Origin of the sequence: Variovorax sp. RO1 (assembly GCF_002849325.1) — a bacterium.
Lineage (GTDB): Bacteria > Pseudomonadota > Gammaproteobacteria > Burkholderiales > Burkholderiaceae_C > Variovorax.
On sequence record NZ_PKMT01000001.1, the window covers coordinates 1,394,145 to 1,411,184 of the forward strand.

General features: G+C 70.3%; 5 protein-coding genes. 3 read left to right on the forward strand and 2 right to left on the reverse strand.

The genetic code is table 11. The annotated features are described in order from the left end of the window. The first annotated feature begins 1 nt into the window (after position 1). The 3 genes from CY658_RS06815 to CY658_RS06825 are packed head-to-tail and all read left to right on the forward strand — an operon-like array spanning position 2 to position 13,540. Positions 2-3,088, forward strand: a complete 3,087-nt coding sequence (locus tag CY658_RS06815; protein WP_101489413.1) for a non-ribosomal peptide synthetase — start codon at positions 2-4, stop codon at positions 3,086-3,088. Between the two features lie 13 nt (positions 3,089-3,101). After that, on the forward strand, positions 3,102-12,698 hold the full coding sequence (locus tag CY658_RS06820) for a non-ribosomal peptide synthetase (RefSeq protein WP_180838880.1): 9,597 nt from the start codon (positions 3,102-3,104) through the stop codon (positions 12,696-12,698). Beyond that, positions 12,698-13,540, forward strand: a complete 843-nt coding sequence (locus tag CY658_RS06825; protein WP_101489415.1) for a thioesterase domain-containing protein — start codon at positions 12,698-12,700, stop codon at positions 13,538-13,540. The genes CY658_RS06820 and CY658_RS06825 overlap by 1 nt, the downstream gene beginning before the upstream one ends. 104 nt (positions 13,541-13,644) lie before the next feature. Here CY658_RS06825 and CY658_RS06830 read toward each other — a convergent pair whose 3' ends face one another. Both CY658_RS06830 and CY658_RS06835 read right to left on the reverse strand, forming a co-directional pair. Further along, positions 13,645-15,792 (reverse strand): TonB-dependent siderophore receptor, encoded by a 2,148-nt coding sequence (locus CY658_RS06830; protein WP_101489416.1) that lies wholly within the window; start codon positions 15,790-15,792, stop codon positions 13,645-13,647. A 135-nt stretch (positions 15,793-15,927) separates the two neighbouring features. Further along, positions 15,928-17,010 carry a GNAT family N-acetyltransferase gene (locus CY658_RS06835; protein ID WP_101489417.1) on the reverse strand — a complete coding sequence of 361 codons (1,083 nt, stop codon included), beginning with the start codon at positions 17,008-17,010 and terminating at the stop codon, positions 15,928-15,930. Between the last annotated feature and the right edge of the window lie 30 nt (positions 17,011-17,040).

Genomic DNA, 17,040 nt, shown 5'->3' on the forward strand with positions numbered 1-17,040 from the left:
CATGGAAGACCGGTTCGAGAATTTCGAGGCGGCGCTGCCGCTGAGCCCCGAGCAGCGCGCCGTGCTCGCCATGCACCGCGGCGCCGCGCTGCAGCCGCTCGCGCTGTCGGTGGCGATTGAGGGCGCGCTGGACGAAGCGCGCCTGCGCAGCGTGGCGACCGAGGTGCTGCAGGCGCACGAGGCGTTGCGGCTGGCCGTGCGCGAGGCGGCCGAACCGTTCGCATGGCGGCAGCAGCCGCGGGCCACGCTACCCGCGAGCCATGCGCAGGCCGAGGCGCCGATGCAGCCGCAAGAAGGCGGCGTGGTGCGCCTCGGCCTGGACCGTGTCGATGCATTGCACCACCGGTTGACGCTGTCCGCCCATCCGTTGGCCGCCGATGCGGCCAGCCTTGCGACGCTGGTCGCGCGCATGGCCGAGGCCTATGGCCACGCGGGTGCGGCCGATGCCGAGCCGTTCCAGTACACCCAGTTCGCAGCGTGGCGCGATGCGCTCGCGCACGACGACGAAGAAGACGCGGTGAAGGGCCGCGCCTACTGGGCGGGTTACCTGGCCGGCGGCGAAGCGCTTGCCGCGCCGCGCCTTGCATCGCGGCAGGGCGATGCAACCGCTTCTGCGCGCCGCATCGTCGAGCGCACGCTCGATGCCACGCTGCTGTCGCGCCTGGACACACTGGCTGAATCGCAGGGCGTGCAGGTGCCCGAGTTGCTGCAAGCCGCATGGTGGGTGTTGCTCGCGCGGCTCACGGGTTTCGCGCGCTTCGCCGGGGGCTGGCAGCACGACTGCCGCCGCGACTACGAGGTGATGCAGGGCGCCGTCGGCGTCTACGAGAAGGTGCTGCCGCTGCGCGTGGAGATCGGTGCCGAGGAGGCGTTTTCCGGTTGGCTGGTTCGCTTCGCGGCGCAGGCCCGCACGCACGTCGAGGCGCAGGAATACGGCGTGCTTGATGCGACGGCCGATGCGGCGCATCTTGCCGTCGGCTTCGCGTTGCGCGCGGCGGACGATCTGCCTGCGTCGTGGCAGGTGGCGCAGCGCCCCGGACCGCTGCCGTGTTTCGAACTCGCGCTCGAGGTCGAATGGTCGACGCAGCAGGCGGTGTTCGCGCTGCATGCCGACGAAGGCCGCTATGCCACGCCTGCGCTGGAATGCCTGCTGCAGCAACTCTTTGCCCTGCTGTGGGCCGTGGCCGACAGCCCCGCGACGCCGGTGCAGGACCTGATGCTCGTCGACGACGAAGAGCGCAAGGCCCTGCTCGCGCTCGAAGGCGCGCCGCTGGACGTGGGAACGCAAGGCATCGCCGAACGCATCGCGCACTGGGCGCAAGCGACGCCGGACGCGCCCGCCATCGAGGACGGCGACCAGGGCCTGAGCTACGCCGCACTCCACGTCCGCATCAACCGCATGGCGCGCTGGATGCAGACGCAGGGTGTGCAGCGCGGTGCGCTGGTCGCGCTCGCGCTGCCACGGTCGCTCGACCTGCTGGTCGCGATGCTCGCGGCCTGGCGCGCGGGCGCGGGCTACCTGCCGCTCGAGGCCGAATGGCCCGCGGCACGCCGCGCTGCGGTGCTGGCCGATGCGAAGCCCGCGTTGCTTCTTCAGGCCGAGCCTGTGCAGGGCGCCGAGGCATCGGCATGGCGCGTGGCCGTGGCCGGTGGCATCGACCTGTCGGCGTTCGACGCCTCGGCGCCCGACGTGCCGGGCGGTCCGCAGGATCTGGCCTATGTGCTTTACACCTCCGGATCCACCGGCAAGCCCAAGGGCGTGGTGATCGAGCAGGCGCAACTGCTCAACTACGTGGCGGCCGTCTCTTCGGCGATGCAGCTCGACGGCTACCGCCGTTGGGCGCTCACCAGCACCGTGGCGGCCGACCTGGGCAACACGGCGCTGTTCGGTGCCTTCTTCAACGGCGCGTGCCTGGTGGTCGCCGGCGCCGAGGCGACGAAGGACGCCGTCGCCTTCACCCGCTTCATGGGCGAGCGTCGCATCGACGCGCTCAAGATCGTGCCCTCGCACCTCGAGGCGCTGCTCGAGGCCGAGGCGCCGGTGCTGCCGCGGTTGCTGGTGCTCGGCGGCGAGTCCGCATCGCGCTCGCTGCTGGCACGCATCGCGCGCGTGGCGCCAGCTTGCACGGTCTACAACCACTACGGCCCGACCGAGACCACGGTCGGCGTGATGGTGCACCGGCTGGTAGCCGGCACCGCCTTCCCCGATCAACTGCCGCTGTCGCAGGTGCTGGCCAACAACCGCGTGCGCGTGCTTGACCCTGCGTTGCGGTTGGCGCCCACGGGTGCGCCGGGCGAGCTGTACATCGGCGGTGCGCAGCTGTGCCGCGGCTACCTCGGCGGCGTGGGGGCTGACGCTTTCATCGACGATCCCTTCACGCCGGGCGAGCGGCTCTACCGCACCGGCGACCTGGCCTGTGTGTTGCCCGACGGTGCGGTGCGTATCGCGGGGCGTGTGGACCACCAGCTCAAGGTGCGGGGCTTTCGCGTCGAGCCGGGCGAGATCGAGGCGGTGCTGCTCGCGCAGGAGGGCGTGCGCCAGGCCGTGGTGTTGCCCGTGGCGGTGCCGGCCGGCGGGGTGGAACTCGTGGCCTGCGTGGTCGGCGATGCGGACAAGGTGGGCGGGCTGCGCGAACGCCTGGCCGCGCTGCTGCCGGCGCACATGGTGCCTTCGCGCTGCGTCGAGGTCGAGGCTTTCCCGCGCCTGGCGAACGGCAAGGTCGACCGCCTCGCGCTGGCGACTGCCATGCCCTCGTCGACCGCGCCCGCCGCATCGCAGGAAGGCCCGCAGGCGCCGCGCGATGCGCTTGAGCACCTGCTGGCGGCCGCCATGGCCGGGCTGCTCGGTCGCGCATCCATTGGCGTCGACGACGACTTCTTCGAACTCGGCGCGCATTCGTTGCTGGTGATCAAGCTGGCCGCGCGCATCCGCCGGCTGCTGCGCGTGGAGATCGCACCGGGGCTGGTGTTCGACCACCCCAGCGTCACGACGCTGGCGCGTGCGGTGCGCGCCGCAAGCGCCGACCCTGCGCAGACCGAGCAGCTCGCCGATGCCTGGCGCCTCGAGGCCGAGGCCACACCCTCTTGAACGGAAACGCTTGATGAACGAGACGACGAAGATGCCGAAGGACGCGGACCCCGAAGCCATTGCCGCATGCACGGTGCCCGGGGAGGCGGTGGCGATGTCCTTCGCGCAGCAGCAGCTCTGGTTCCTGCAGAACCTGGAGCCGCAGCTCACGGCCTACAACCTGCCGCGGGTGTTCCGCCTGAAGGGTCCGCTGGACGCCGACGTGCTGGAGCGCGCGTTCCAGGCGCTGGTCGAACGCCATGCGGTGCTGCGCACGCGCTTCTTCAGTCGCGAGGGTGCGGCGCTGCAGACGGTGCAGACGGAGGCCGCCTTCGGCATCGAGCGCATCGATCTGCGCGGCGAGGCGCTCGCATTGCGCGAGGAAAAGCTCGATGACGTCGTGCGCCGCACCGTCTCGCACGTCTTCGACCTGGGCGTGGCGCCGGCGCTGGTGGCGCGACTGGTGCAACTCGGCGATGACGAGCATGTGCTGGCTCTCTGCCTGCACCACATCGTCTCCGATGCGTGGTCGAACCCGATTCTTGCCAAGGACCTGGCCGATGCCTATGCCGCCGCGCTGCGCGCGCCCGGCGCGGTGCACCTGCCCGCGCTGCCGCTGCAGTACGCGGACTACGCGCGCTGGCAGCGCGAGCGTGCGGCGTCGGGCGCGATGCAGCGCGACCTGGACCACTGGAACGCGCACCTGGGCCCCGACGTGCCCGCGCTCGAGCTTCCGACCGACCACGCCCGCCCCGAGCAGCTGGGTTTCGATGGCGCAGCCACGCACTTCGCGCTCGAGGCGCCGCTGTGCGAGGCGCTGCTGAAGCTCTGCCGCGCCGAGCGCAGCACGCCCTTCGTGGTGCTGTTCGCCGCGTGGCAGGTGCTGCTGGCGCGCTACAGCGGCCAGTACGATTTCGCAGTGGGCGTGCCTTCGGCGGGCCGGCACCGCGAGGAGCTGCACGGGCTGCTCGGCTTCTTCGTCACGACCCAGGTCTTCCGCGCACGGCTCACGCCGCGGATGTCGCTGCGCGACATCTGCCGGCAGATGCGCGGCGACGTGCTGGCCGCGCTCGACCATGCGGACCTGCCTTTCGACGTGCTGCTCGCGAGCCGCACCGACCGGCGCGAGCCGGGCCGCACACCGCTGTTCCAGGTCATGTTCGGCCTGCAGATGGAAGACGGCACGACCGGCCCCCGCTTCGAGGGCCTGCAGGTCGAGCAGTTGCCGGCGCCGGATCGCAGCGCGAAGTTCGAGCTGTCTCTGGACCTCACCCTCACCGGCGCGCAGGTGCGTGGCCGGCTCGAATACAACACGGCACTCTACGACCAGGCCTCCATCGAGCGGATGGTGGGCGCCTACCTCGAGGTGCTGCGGCACATGGCGGCCGACGCCGAGCGTCCGGCCGGCAGCTTCGCGCTGACTGATGCGGCCGATCGCCAGCGGCTCGCGCAATGGGAAGGCGAGGCGCGCGCGCATCAGGCGGTAGTGCCCATTCACCGCCTCTTCGAGCGCCAGGCGGCCGAGCGGCCCGACGCGGCCGCGCTGGCCTTCGGCGAGCAGGTGCTGAGCTACGGCGAACTGAATGCACGCGCCAACCGTCTCGCGCACCATCTGCTGGCGCGCGGCGTGAAGCCGGAGACGCTGGTCGGCATCGCGGTGGAGCGCTCGGCCGACACGGTGGTCGGCCTGCTCGCGATCTTGAAAGCCGGTGCGGCTTACCTGCCGCTGGACCCCGACTATCCGCGCGACCGGCTGGCCTACATGATCGAGGACAGCGGCACAGCGCTGGTGCTCACGCAGCAGGCGGTGCGCGATAAGGTTCCGGCACCCGGCAGCGTGACGATGCTCGAACTCGACACGCTCGACCTGTCGGGCGAGCCTGCAAGCAATCCTGACATCGAAGTGGGCCTGGAGAACCTGGCCTATGTGATCTACACCTCGGGCTCCACCGGCCGGCCCAAGGGCGCGCAGCTGTGCCACCGCAACGTGACGCGACTCCTGGCTGCGACGGATGCCTGGTTCAGCTTCGGGCCGCACGACGTCTGGACGCTCTTCCACTCCTACGCCTTCGACTTCTCGGTGTGGGAAATCTTCGGTGCGCTGTGCACCGGCGGCAAGCTGGTGGTGGTGCCGTACTGGGTCAGCCGCTCGCCGGAAGACTTCCTTGCGCTGCTCGGGCGCGAGCGCGTGACGGTGCTCAACCAGACGCCCTCGGCCTTCGGGCAGCTCACGCGCTTGCCGGGACTCGCCGAGGCAGGCCTGGCGCTGCGCTGCGTGATCTTCGGCGGCGAGGCGCTGGAGCCCGAGACGCTGCGCTCGTGGATGGAGCGCTTCGGCGACGCGCAGCCGCGGCTCATCAACATGTACGGCATCACCGAGACGACGGTGCACGTGACCTACCGGCCGATCACGCGGCAGGACCTGGAGGGCGGACGCAGCCCGATCGGGGTGCCGATTCCCGACCTGGGCCTGCGCGTGCTGGACGGCGAACTCAACGCGGCGCCCATCGGCGTGCCGGGCGAGCTCTACGTGGCGGGCGAAGGCCTGGCGCGCGGCTACCTCGGGCGGCCCGGCCTGAGCGCCGAGCGCTTCATTGCCGATCCCTTCGACACGCAGGGTGGCGGGCGGCTCTACCGCACCGGCGACCTGGCGCGCTGGAACGAGAAGGGGCAGCTGGAGTACCTGGGCCGCATCGATCACCAGGTGAAGGTGCGGGGCTTTCGCATCGAGCTGGGCGAGATCGAAGCGCAACTGCTCGCACAGCCTGAGGTGCGCGAGGCGGTAGTGGTCGCCAAGGACAGCGCGGGCGGCACCTGGCTGGCTGCCTATGTGTCGGCCAAGGCCGGCCAGGCCCTGGAACCCGCGCGGCTGCGCGAGCAACTGGGCCGGCAGTTGCCCGACTACATGGTGCCCAGCGTCGTCGTGGCGCTGGAGGCGATGCCGCTCAACGCCAACGGCAAGGTCGATCGCAAGGCGCTGCCCGAGCCCGCATTCGCCGCGAGCGCAGCCTACGAGGCGCCGCAGGGCGAGACAGAGCAGGTGCTCGCCGCCATCTGGGCCGAAGTGCTCGGCGTGGCGCGCGTGGGGCGCAACGACAACTTCTTCGAGCTCGGCGGTCATTCGCTGATGGCGCTCGGCCTGCTCGAGCGCATCCGTGCGCGCGGCTGGGCGGTGCAGGTGCGCACGCTGTTCCAGTGGCCGCAGCTCGCGCGCTTCGCGCAGGCGGTCGAGCAGGAGCAGCAGCAGGCGCGGCGCGAGGTGGTGGTGCCGCCCAACGGCATTCCGGAAGGCTGCGAGGCGATCGAGCCCGCGATGGTGACGCTGATGGCGCTCGATGCAGCGCAGATCCGGCGCATCGAGGCCGCCGTACCCGGCGGTGCAGCCAACATCCAGGACATCTATCCGCTGGTGTCGCTGCAGGAGGGCATGCTCTTTCACCACCTGCTGCAGACCGAGGGCGACGCTTACGTCACCTCGAGCGCGCTGAGCTTCGACAGCCGCGAGCGGCTCGAACGCTTCGTGGAGAGCTTCAACCAGGTGATCGCGCGGCACGACATCCTGCGCACCGCGGTGCTGTGGGAAGAGCTGGCCGAGCCGGTGCAGGTGGTGCTGCGCGATGCGCCGGTGCGTCTTCGCTGGCTCGACGATGTCGCACCGGCCGAGGGCGACACCGCCGCGCTCGGCGCGACCGAGCGCATGAACCGCTACGCGGGCCCCGGGCACTATCGCATCGATGTGCGGCAGGCGCCGATGATCCACGCCATCGCGGCGCACGACGCCGTGCGCGGGTGCTGGTTGCTGCAGCTCTTCAACCACCACATGGTGGACGACAACACGACGCTGAAGCTGGTGGTGGAAGAGATCGCGCTGATTCAGCAGGGCCGCGCGAGCGAGCTGCCCGCGCCCGCGCCGTTCCGGCACTTCGTGGCGCAGGCGCGCCTGGGTGCGAGTCGCGCCGAGCACGAGGCCTTCTTCGGAAAGTTGCTGGGCGACGTGCAGGAAACGACGGCGCCCTTCAACCTGCTGGACGTGCGCGGCGACGGCCTCGATGCCGAGGCGCTGCGGTTGCCGCTCGATGCGGCGCTCTCGGCGCAGCTGCGGCAGCAGGCGCAGCGCCACGGCGTGAGCGCTGCGACGCTGTTTCACCTGGCCTGGGGCTTGGTGGTCGCGCGCACCGCGGGCAAGGACGACGTGGTGTTCGGCACCGTGCTGTTCGGGCGGATGCAGGGCGGCGAGCGCGCACTGGGTCTTTTCATCAACACGCTGCCGCTGCGCATCCGGCTGGGCGCGCAGACCGTCGGCGAGTGCCTGCGCCAGACGCACGCGGCGCTCAGCGGCCTGCTGCATCACGAGCACGCGAGCCTGTCGCTCGCGCAGCGCTGCAGCGGGCTGTCGGGCGGTGCGCCGCTCTTCACCTCGCTGCTGAACTGCCGCCACGCGGCGCAGAGCCAGCAGGAGACCTCCGAGGCCTGGCCGGGGATGGAGATCGTCGGCAGCCGCGAGCGCAGCAACTACCCGGTGGCGATGTCGGTGGACGACCTGGGCGAGGGCTTCGAGATCGGCGCGCAGATCACTGCCGCGGTGGGCGCGCGACGCCTCTGTGGCTTCATGGCCGAATCGGTCCGCGTGCTGGTGACGGCACTGGCTGCGAACCCCGACACGCGCATTGGCGCGCTGGAAGTGATGCCGGACGCCGAGAAGGCGCTGCTGCAACAGTGGGGCGTGAATGGGTTCGAGGCAATCGATGCGCCTTTGCCTGCCGGTACGCACGAGGTGCGCGCCGTGCACCGGCGCTTCGAGGCGCAGGCGCAGGCGCAGCCCGATGCGGTGGCTGTGATCTTCGGCGATGAGGCACTGGCCTACGGCGCGCTCAACGCGCGCGCCAATCGCCTCGCGCACCGGCTGATCGCGCTGGGCGTGAAGCCCGAGACGCGCGTGGGCATCGCACTCGGGCGCTCGTTCGAGATGGTGGTGGGCATCCTCGCGGTCCTGAAGGCCGGCGGTGCCTACGTGCCGATGGACCCCGAGTACCCGGTCGACCGACTGGCCTACATGGTGCAGGACAGCGGCATCGGCCTGTTGCTCACGAGCGAGGCCCTGGCGGGGCGGATGCCGCGACCCGAGGGCCCGAACAGCGTGCTCCTCGTCGACCGCGAAGACCTGTCGGGCGAGCGCAGCGACAACCCCGGCGTGCCATTGCACGACCACAGCCTCGCCTATGTCATCTACACCTCCGGCTCCACCGGCAAGCCCAAGGGCGTGAGCGTGATGCACGGGCCTTTCGACATGCACTGCCGCGACACGGCCGTGCTCTACGAGATGGGGCCGCAGTCGCGCGAGCTGCACTTTCTCTCGTTCGCCTTCGACGGCGCGCACGAGCGGCTGCACACCGCGCTGGGTTGCGGTGCCAGCCTGGTGGTGCGCGACGATTCGCTCTGGACGCCCGAGCAGACGCTGGCCGCGATGCAACGCCACGGCGTGACCAACGCCGGTTTTCCACCGGTGTACCTGCGCGAGCTGGCCAAGGAGGCGCGCGACAGCGGGCAGTGCCCGCCGATCCACCTCTATTCCTTCGGCGGCGAGGCCATGCCGCGCGACGGCTTCGAAGCGGTGTGCCGCGACCTGCGGCCGAAGATCCTGATCAACGGCTATGGCCCCACCGAGGCGGTGGTGACGCCCATGCTCTGGAAGGTGGGCGCGCACGAGCGTTGCGCGCCGGGCTATGCACCCATCGGCCGCCCGGTCGGCGAACGCAGCGCGCACGTGCTCGATGCCGAGATGAACCTGGTGCCGCGCGGCGTGCCCGGCGAGCTGTACCTCGGCGGCGCCGGTCTTGCGCGCGGCTACCTGCACCGTGCCGGCCTGACGGCCGAGCGCTTCGTGGCCGACCCCTTCGGCGCACCGGGCCAGCGTCTCTACCGCACAGGTGACCTCGTGCAATGGAGCGAGGACGGCCAGCTCGAGTACCTCGGCCGCATCGATCACCAGGTGAAGGTGCGGGGCTTTCGCATCGAACTCGGCGAGATCGAGGCGCAGCTGCTGCAGCAGCCCGGCGTGCGCCAGGCCGTGGTGGTGGCCGCCGAAGGACAAGGCGGCGCGCGGCTCGTGGGCTACGTCGGCGCGGACCCGACACTCGACGTGTCGCGTCTCAAGCAGGCGCTGGGCGAGGCGCTGCCCGACTACATGGTGCCCGGCATCCTCGTCGTGCTGGAGAAGCTGCCGCTCAATGCCAACGGCAAGATCGACCGCAAGGCGCTGCCCGCACCCGAGGCAGCGGGTGCCGATGCGCCCTACGAGGCGCCGCAGGGCGAGGTCGAGGCCGCGCTCGCGCAAAGCTGGGTCGAGGTGCTGGGCATGGCGCGCGTGGGCCGCCAGGACAACTTCTTCGAACTCGGCGGCGATTCGATCCTGAGCCTGCAGATCGTGGCGCGCATGCGCAAGGCCGGCTGGCGCATCACGCCGCGGCAGCTCTTCGAGCGCCAGACGGTGGCGTTGCTGGCCACGGTGGCGCAAGCGGTGCAGACCGGAACGCAGCGTCCCGCGAGCCTGCGCGAGGGCGAGGTGCCGCTGTTGCCCATCCAGGCCGACTTCCTGGGCGCGAAGCTGCCCGTGCCGAGCCACTGGAACCAGGCGGTGCTGCTGCAGCCGCGCACGCCGGTGGAACTGGCGGCGCTGCGCACCGCATGGGAGGCGGTGGTCGCGCACCACGACGCCTTCAGGCTGCGCTTCGGTCGCGATGCCGGGGGCGACTGGACGCAGCACTACGGCGCGAGCGCGCGCCACCCGGCCCATGAGCTGCTATGGGTGCGACAGGCCCGCGATGCCCAGCAGATCGATGCGCTGTGCGACGAAGCGCAGCGCAGCCTGGACATCGTGCACGGCCCACTGCTGCGCGCGCTGGCAATCGAGGTCGAAGACGGCAGCCAGCGGATGCTGCTCGCGGTCCATCACCTGGCGGTGGACGGCGTGTCGTGGCGCATCCTGCTCGAAGACCTCGGCACCGCGTGTGCGCAGGCGCTGCGCGGCGAGGCCGTGGTGCTGCCGGAGAAGACCAGCAGCTACAAGGACTGGTCGCAGGCCTTGCAGACCCATGCCGGGCAACTGGCGCAGGACGCGCGCGAACGTGCGCACTGGCAGGCGCTGTCCGCCGTGCCCACGCAGCTGCCGTGCGACCGCCCGCAGGGCGCAGCCACCACGGCCGAGCAGGCCAGCGTGGAGCTGCGACTGGACAAGGCCGCGACCGAGGCGCTGCTCAAGGACGCGCCTGCGGCCTACCGCACGCAGGTCAACGACATCCTGCTGACGGCGCTGGGCCGCGCGCTGTGCGCATGGAGCGGACACGAAAGCATCCTGGTCGACCTCGAGGGCCACGGCCGCGAGGACCTGTTCGACGGCATCGACCTGACCCGCACCGTGGGCTGGTTCACCAGCGCGTTCCCGGTGGCGCTCGCACCGCTGGGCGAGCCCGGCGCGGCGCTCATGCGGGTGAAGGAAAGCCTGCGCAGCATTCCGGGCAAGGGGCTGGGTTTCGGCCTGCTGCACCAGCGCGGGGACGCGGGCATGACGGCGCATGCGCAGGTGGTCTTCAACTACCTGGGCCAGTTCGATGGCGATTTCGATGCGGACGCGCTGTGGATGCCTGCGGCCGAAGGCATGGGCGTGACCGTGAACGAAGGCGCGCCGATGGGCCACGAGTTCCTGGTCAACGGCCAGGTCTATGCGGGCGAACTCGCGCTGCGCGTGATGTACAGCCGCGCGCGCCACGATGCGGCCAGCGTGCAGGGGTGGGTCGACCGCTTCAGGCAGGAGCTGCTTGCCCTGATCGCGCATTGCACGAGCGGCCTTGCCGATGCGCAGGGCGTGACGCCCAGCGACTTTCCGCTCGCGGCGCTGCAGGCCGGGGCGCTCGACGCGCTGGTCGCGGCGCTGCCCGAAGCCGCGACGCAGATCGAGAACATCCATCCGCTCGCACCGGGCCAGCAGGGCATGCTGTTCGAAAGCAGCATTGCGCCGGGCACCGAGATCAACGTCGTGCAGACGCTGGTGCAGATGGTGGGCCTCGACCCGGACCGGTTGAAGTCGGCCTGGCAAGCGACGGTGGCGCGCCATGCCGCGCTGCGCACCGGCTTCCACTGGCTGCCACAGGGCGAGCCGATGCAGGTGGTGCTGCGGCATCTCGACGCGCCGGTGCAGCTGCTCGACTGGCGCGGCCGGTACCGCGACGAAGCGGCGCTGGAGCAGGCCTGGAACGCGCTGTGCGAGGAAGAGCGCCTGCGCGGCTTCGACATGGCCCGCCCGCCGCTCGCGCGCTGGGTGGCCGTGCGCGTGAGCGACAACGCCTGGCGTCTGGCCTGGACCTGGCACCACATCCTCTTCGACGGCTGGAGCGTGTCGCGTGTGATGGGCGAGCTGTTTGCGCTGTACGCGGGCCAGAAGGTGGCGTCGCCGCTGCAACCGTATGCCGATTTCGTCGCGGCGGTGCGCGGCGGGCGCGACGCGAAGGACGAGGAACAGACTTACTGGCAGGACCGCTACGCCGACATCGACCGCATGCCGACGCTGCTGTGCGGCGTGCCGCTGCAGCGCTGGGCGCCGGGCGGCTGCGACAGCCACCGCGTGGTGCTCGATGCCGCCACCACGCGCGCGCTGCGCACCATGGCGCAGGCCGAGCAGGTCACGCTCAACACGCTGGTGCAGGCCGCCTGGGCGCTGCTGCTGATGCAGCGCACCGGCCGCGCGGGCGTGTGCTTCGGCGTGACGATGTCAGGGCGCTCGTTCGAGATGCGCGGCATCGACGACGTGGTGGGCCTGTGCGTGAACAGCCTGCCGCTCATGCTGCGCCCGGACGGGGCAATGGGCGTGGGCGCATGGCTGCGGCAGATCGTCTCGGCCAACCTCGCGCTGCGCCAGCGCGAGCATGCGCCGCTGCCGGTCGTGCAGGGCTGGCTCGGCATGCCGGGGCAGTCGCTGTACGACACGCTGGTGATCTTCGAGAACTACCCGGTGGACGAGGCGATCTCGGGCGGCGTGGGGCCGAGCCTCGGCATCCAGGCCTCGTCGGGCCGCGGCACGCTCGGCGTGCCGCTGGTGCTGATCGTCGAAACCAAGGGCGAGGAGATGTGGCTGAGCTTCGAGCATGCACGCGCCGTGTTCGACCCCGAAGGCATGGCCGGGCTGGCGGCGCAGATGGACGGCCTGGTGAAGGCGCTGTTGCAAGGCGTGGGCCGCACGGTGGCCTCGTTGCTGGAAGCGCCAGCGGCTGTGCGTGCTGTCTTGACGCGCGCGCCGGTGCGTGACGCCGTGGCGAGTGCATCGCGCAGGGCCTTGCCGGCGAGCGCGTTCTCGGCGCTGGCCGAGGTATGGAACGGCGTGTTGTCGGCATCTGCCGCGCCGCCGCGCGCGCACTTCTTCGAGCGGGGTGGCGATTCGCTGCTGGCTGCGCGCCTGGTCGTGCAATGGAACGCGCGCGTCGACCGCGAAGGCCTGCCCGTCGCAAAGATGCGGCTGCGCGATGTGTTCGAACACCCCGTGCTTGACGACCTGGCCGTGGCCCTGTGCCTGCCAGCGGGCCGGACCGATCCCGACCCGGGCCGCACCGCGCCCCTGGCCGCCCTGGAGGAAAGTCTTTGATGACGCAGCAGTCACCTGTTTTCGATGAAGCCGCAACGGCGGCCTGTGTGCCCGTCGCGCTCTACGCCTTTCCCGCACGCGCCTGGAAGCGCGACGAGTACGCGGCACTGCAGGACGCGCTGCCCGCGCTCGCCGTCGTCAGCGAGCCCGGCTGCGAAGCGGCGTGGGCCGGCGATTCGGTGGAGGCGATGGCCGACCGCTACGCGCAGGCCATCGCATCGCGCGAAGCGGCGAAGGAGCGGCCCATCGCGCTGTTCGGATGGTCGGTAGGTGCGCTCGTGGCGCTCGAGGTTGCACGGCTGCTGCGAGACCGCTTGTTCGACATCGCGTGGGTTGGCGTGGTCGACATCGCGGCCTATCCGCAGATGCGCGCCGCGCTCGCGGGCGCACCGGCGCTCGACGCTGCGGAGCGCGCACCGCTGGACGCCGCGCTGCAGCAGTGGCTGGCGCGCTCGGCCATGCGCGGGCTCTGGCAGGCGACGCTCGATGGCATGGCGCGCCCGCAGCACGACATGTTCCTTCGCGAGGTGGTGCGCGGGTTTGGAGCGGCGCTGCCGGTCGACGGACCGGCGGCGAGCTCGCAGGAGCACACGCTCTGGAGCCGCGTCAACTGCCTGCGGCTGGGCATCGCACATGGGGCGAGCGATGAGGCGTCCGCGCCGGTGCACTGGTGGATGTCGCAGGAGATGGCGGCAAGCCCCGGTGCGCGGACCGAAGGCGTCAAAGTGATCGCGGGCAGCGACCACATGGGGGTGCTGGCCGATCGTGCGTTGCATGCGGCCGTGCAACGCGAACTCGAAGCGGTGGAGACGGAAGCAAGGGACGCGGGCGTTCGCATCTAGCCGGTCCGCAAGCCAGAAAAAGAACAGGCCACGTGGCGCCCGATGGCGCCACCTGGCCTGTGTCGTTCCAGGGCCGGAGGCCGGCCTGCGCCGGCCCCCCGATCTCAGAACTGGTACTTGGCGCTCGCGACCACTGCGCGGTCGTTGCCCGGGTAGTAGCCGCCGTAGGCACGCGATGCGGTGTACTTGCGGTTGGCCAGGTTGGTGGCGCTCACCGAGAAGCGCCACGGGCCCTGGCGGTAGTGCACGGTGGCGTCCAGCAGCGTGACGCCGCCTTCGGCATCGGTGTTGGTCACGTTGTTGTAGCGGCGGCCGATGTAGCGCATGCCGCCGCCCACGCCCCAGCCGTTGTCCATCGTGTAGTCGAGCCACAGCGACGCGGTCTGCTTGGGCACCTGGATCGGCATGTTGCCGAGCTCGTTGGTGTCCGCGCTCTGGATCACCTTCATGTCCAGCCAGGTGTAGGACGCCGTGAGGTTCAGGTTGCGTGCGATCTCGGTCTTGCCTTCGAGCTCGAGGCCGCGCGAGCGGATGCGGCCGATCTGGCGGGCTTCGAAGGTCTGCTGGTCGTAGGTGACCACATTCGACTTGCGCAGGTCGAACACGGCGGCCGTGAACAAGGAGCGCGCGCCTTCGGGCTGGAACTTGACACCGGCTTCCCACTGTTTGCCGCGGCTCGGGCGGAAGGGATCGCTGTTGAGGTCCACGCCGCTGGTCGGCAGGAACGATTCGCCGTAGCTGACGTAGGGCGCCCAGCCGTTGGGGAACAGGTAGGTCAGGCCCGCTCGGCCGCTGAACTTGTCATCGGTTTGCGAGCTGGCTTTGCCGGCCAGGCGATCGAAGGAGTTCGTCTTGACGTGGTCCTGGCGGCCGCTGAGCGTGACGACCCAGCGGTCGGCGATCTTGATCTGGTCCTGCAGGTAGACGCCGAGCTGCTCGGTGGTCTGCGAGGTGTCCAGGCCAAGTCGCGTCGGCTCGGCGACGGGCAGGCCGTACACCGGGAACAGCAGGTCCAGGCTCGGCGCCGGGCCGGTGCGGGTGCTCGTCGAGTAGTTGTTGCGCATCCAGTCGATGCCGAACAGCAGCGTGTGCTCGGCGGCGCCGGTGCGCACGCGGCCCTGCACGTTGGTGTCGGCCGTCAGCTGGTGGACGCGCTCGGGGTCGGCGCGCGCGGTGCGCAGGAGCGTGCGGCCGTCGGCCTGCAGCGCCGTGCGCATGTGGGTCTTGTCGGTGTCGAAGTCGTTGAAGCGCACGTTCTGACGCACCGTCCAGCTGTCGTTGAAGTGGTGCTCGAACATGTAGCCGAGCGCGTTCTGCTTCTGCTTGATCCAGCTGAAGCGCGGCTCGCCTTCCTTGACCCAGGTGGGCACGCCCTTGGGGCCGACCACGTAGCCGGTGTCGTCGCCGGCCTTGCTTTGCAGGAACTCGGCCAGCACCGTGAACGAGGTGGCGGCCGAGGGCTGCCAGCGCAGCGAGGGGGCCAGGTAGTCGCGCTTGACCTTCACGGCGTCGCCGTTGGGGTAGCTTTCCTGGGTGTTGCTGTCGTGGGCCACGCCCACGAGCCGGTAGGTGAGCGTGTCGCTGATCGCGCCGCCGAGGTCGACGCCCAGCTGCTTGCGGCCGAAGCTGCCGAGCTGCACTTCGACTTCGCGCACGGCCGTGGCGCTGGGCATCTTGCTCACGCGGTTGATGACGCCGCCCGCATCGGACTGGCCGTAGGCCACCGAGGCCGGGCCGCGCAGCACTTCGACGCGTTCCACGCCGTAGGGCTCGGTCAGCGAGTAGGGCGCCAGGCGCAGGCCGTCGCGGTACATCGCGTTGGTGGCGTCGAAGCCGCGCAGCAGCAGCCAGTCGATGCCGCGGGCGTCATAGCCCCAGTTGCCGACGGCCACGCCCGGGGTGTAGCGCACGGCTTCCATGATGTTCTGCACGCCGCGTGCGTCGAGCTCTTCGCGGCCGATCACCGAGATGGACTGCGGCGTCTCGATCAGCGGGGTGTCGGTCTTCGTGCCCGTGGCGCTGCGGCGCGCCACGTAGCCCTGCACCGGGCCGTTCGCCACTTCGGGCTCGTCACGCACCGTCACCACGGGCAAGGTGCTGCCTGCCGCGCTCGGCGCAGCGGTAGAGGCCGAGGGCGGCTGCTGTTGCCCCTGTGCCAAGGCGGAAAGGCTCCAGAACGCAGTGGCGGTTCCGAAGGCGGCCACGAGCGAAGCGTTCAGCAGGCGCTGCCGGGGCAGGGGAAGAGGGCGCATGAAAAGGACTTCCAAAGAGGGTTGGGACGGCGGATTTTAATGAGAATGGTTCTTATTTTGATATGGATGTTTCAGCGCCAGTGGTGTTCCGACAACAGAAATCCCATCTTTTTCATCCGCACGCCTGCGCGTCGCTCATGCCGCGTGCGCCGCAGCTTGCGGCGCACGCGGCAACCACAGCGCATCGCAGAAGTAGTGCTCCCGCAGCATCACGACGAGTTGCGCACGCTTGTGCGGCAGGTTGAATTCCTTCAGCTTCGCGTAGCCCGACTTGTCGAGGTTGCGGATCTGCTGCACGTGGTCGATGCGCGGCTCGCCCACTGCGCGCTGCGTGCGCGGATCGCACAGGAAGATGTAGTGCGAGATCGAGGTGAGCCACGCCGTCGCATAGGCCTTGCCGCGGTACGCGGGATCGCCCACCAGCACGTGCCAGCCGCGGTCGTAGTCCTGCACGTCGTAGAACGGCGCAATGCGGCTTTCCTTGGCCCAGTACATCTCGAAGTAGGCGAAGGGCTCGCCGTCGAAGCTCGCGATCATCGAGTACATGTGCGGATCGCGGTCGATGCCCGTGAGGTAGGCGCGGTGCTTGTCGAGGTCGCCTTCCTCTTCCCAGATCTTCGCCACGTCGGGGTCGTTCATCCAGCGGTTGAACATCGACAGGTCGCGCTCGAAGTCGATGCTGCGAAACGAGAAGGTCTTGCCGAGCCACGGAATGAAGCGCTGGTAGAGCGTGCCGCGCGGCTTGGGCGGACGGCGCGGGTGGTACTTGCCGTTTGTCAGCGCGAACTGCTGCGCGATCGGTGCGTGAACGTCAGGCAGCCAGAGCCCCGGCTGCTGCCACAGCATCTCGCTGAAGGCCTGCATCCGGCCGTCCTCGGCCGGCAGCAGCACGCCGGCATGTGCGAGTTCGCCGCAGCGTTCCGCGTTTGCAAGCGTCACGGCCTTGCGTTCAGGATGGTGCGCAAAGAAAGCCTCGAGCGCCGCGAGCACATGTGGCGTGGCATGGGCGGCGTCGCCTTCGACCTGTGCGAGCACCTTGTCGGCACCGGCATCGTCGAGCTTCCATTGCGACAGCGATCCGGTCGTCCGGTTGCGGACCATGAAGGCGCGTCCGTCGAACGCGACCTCGTGCGCCACGCCGTCGGCGTAGGAGATCAGCGGTGCGCCCGCGCGCGGGTCGGCGGCGGCCGTGGGCCGGGTGAGGGTGGCAGTAGTCATATGTCTTTCTCCTGGGGATGAGCGGACATG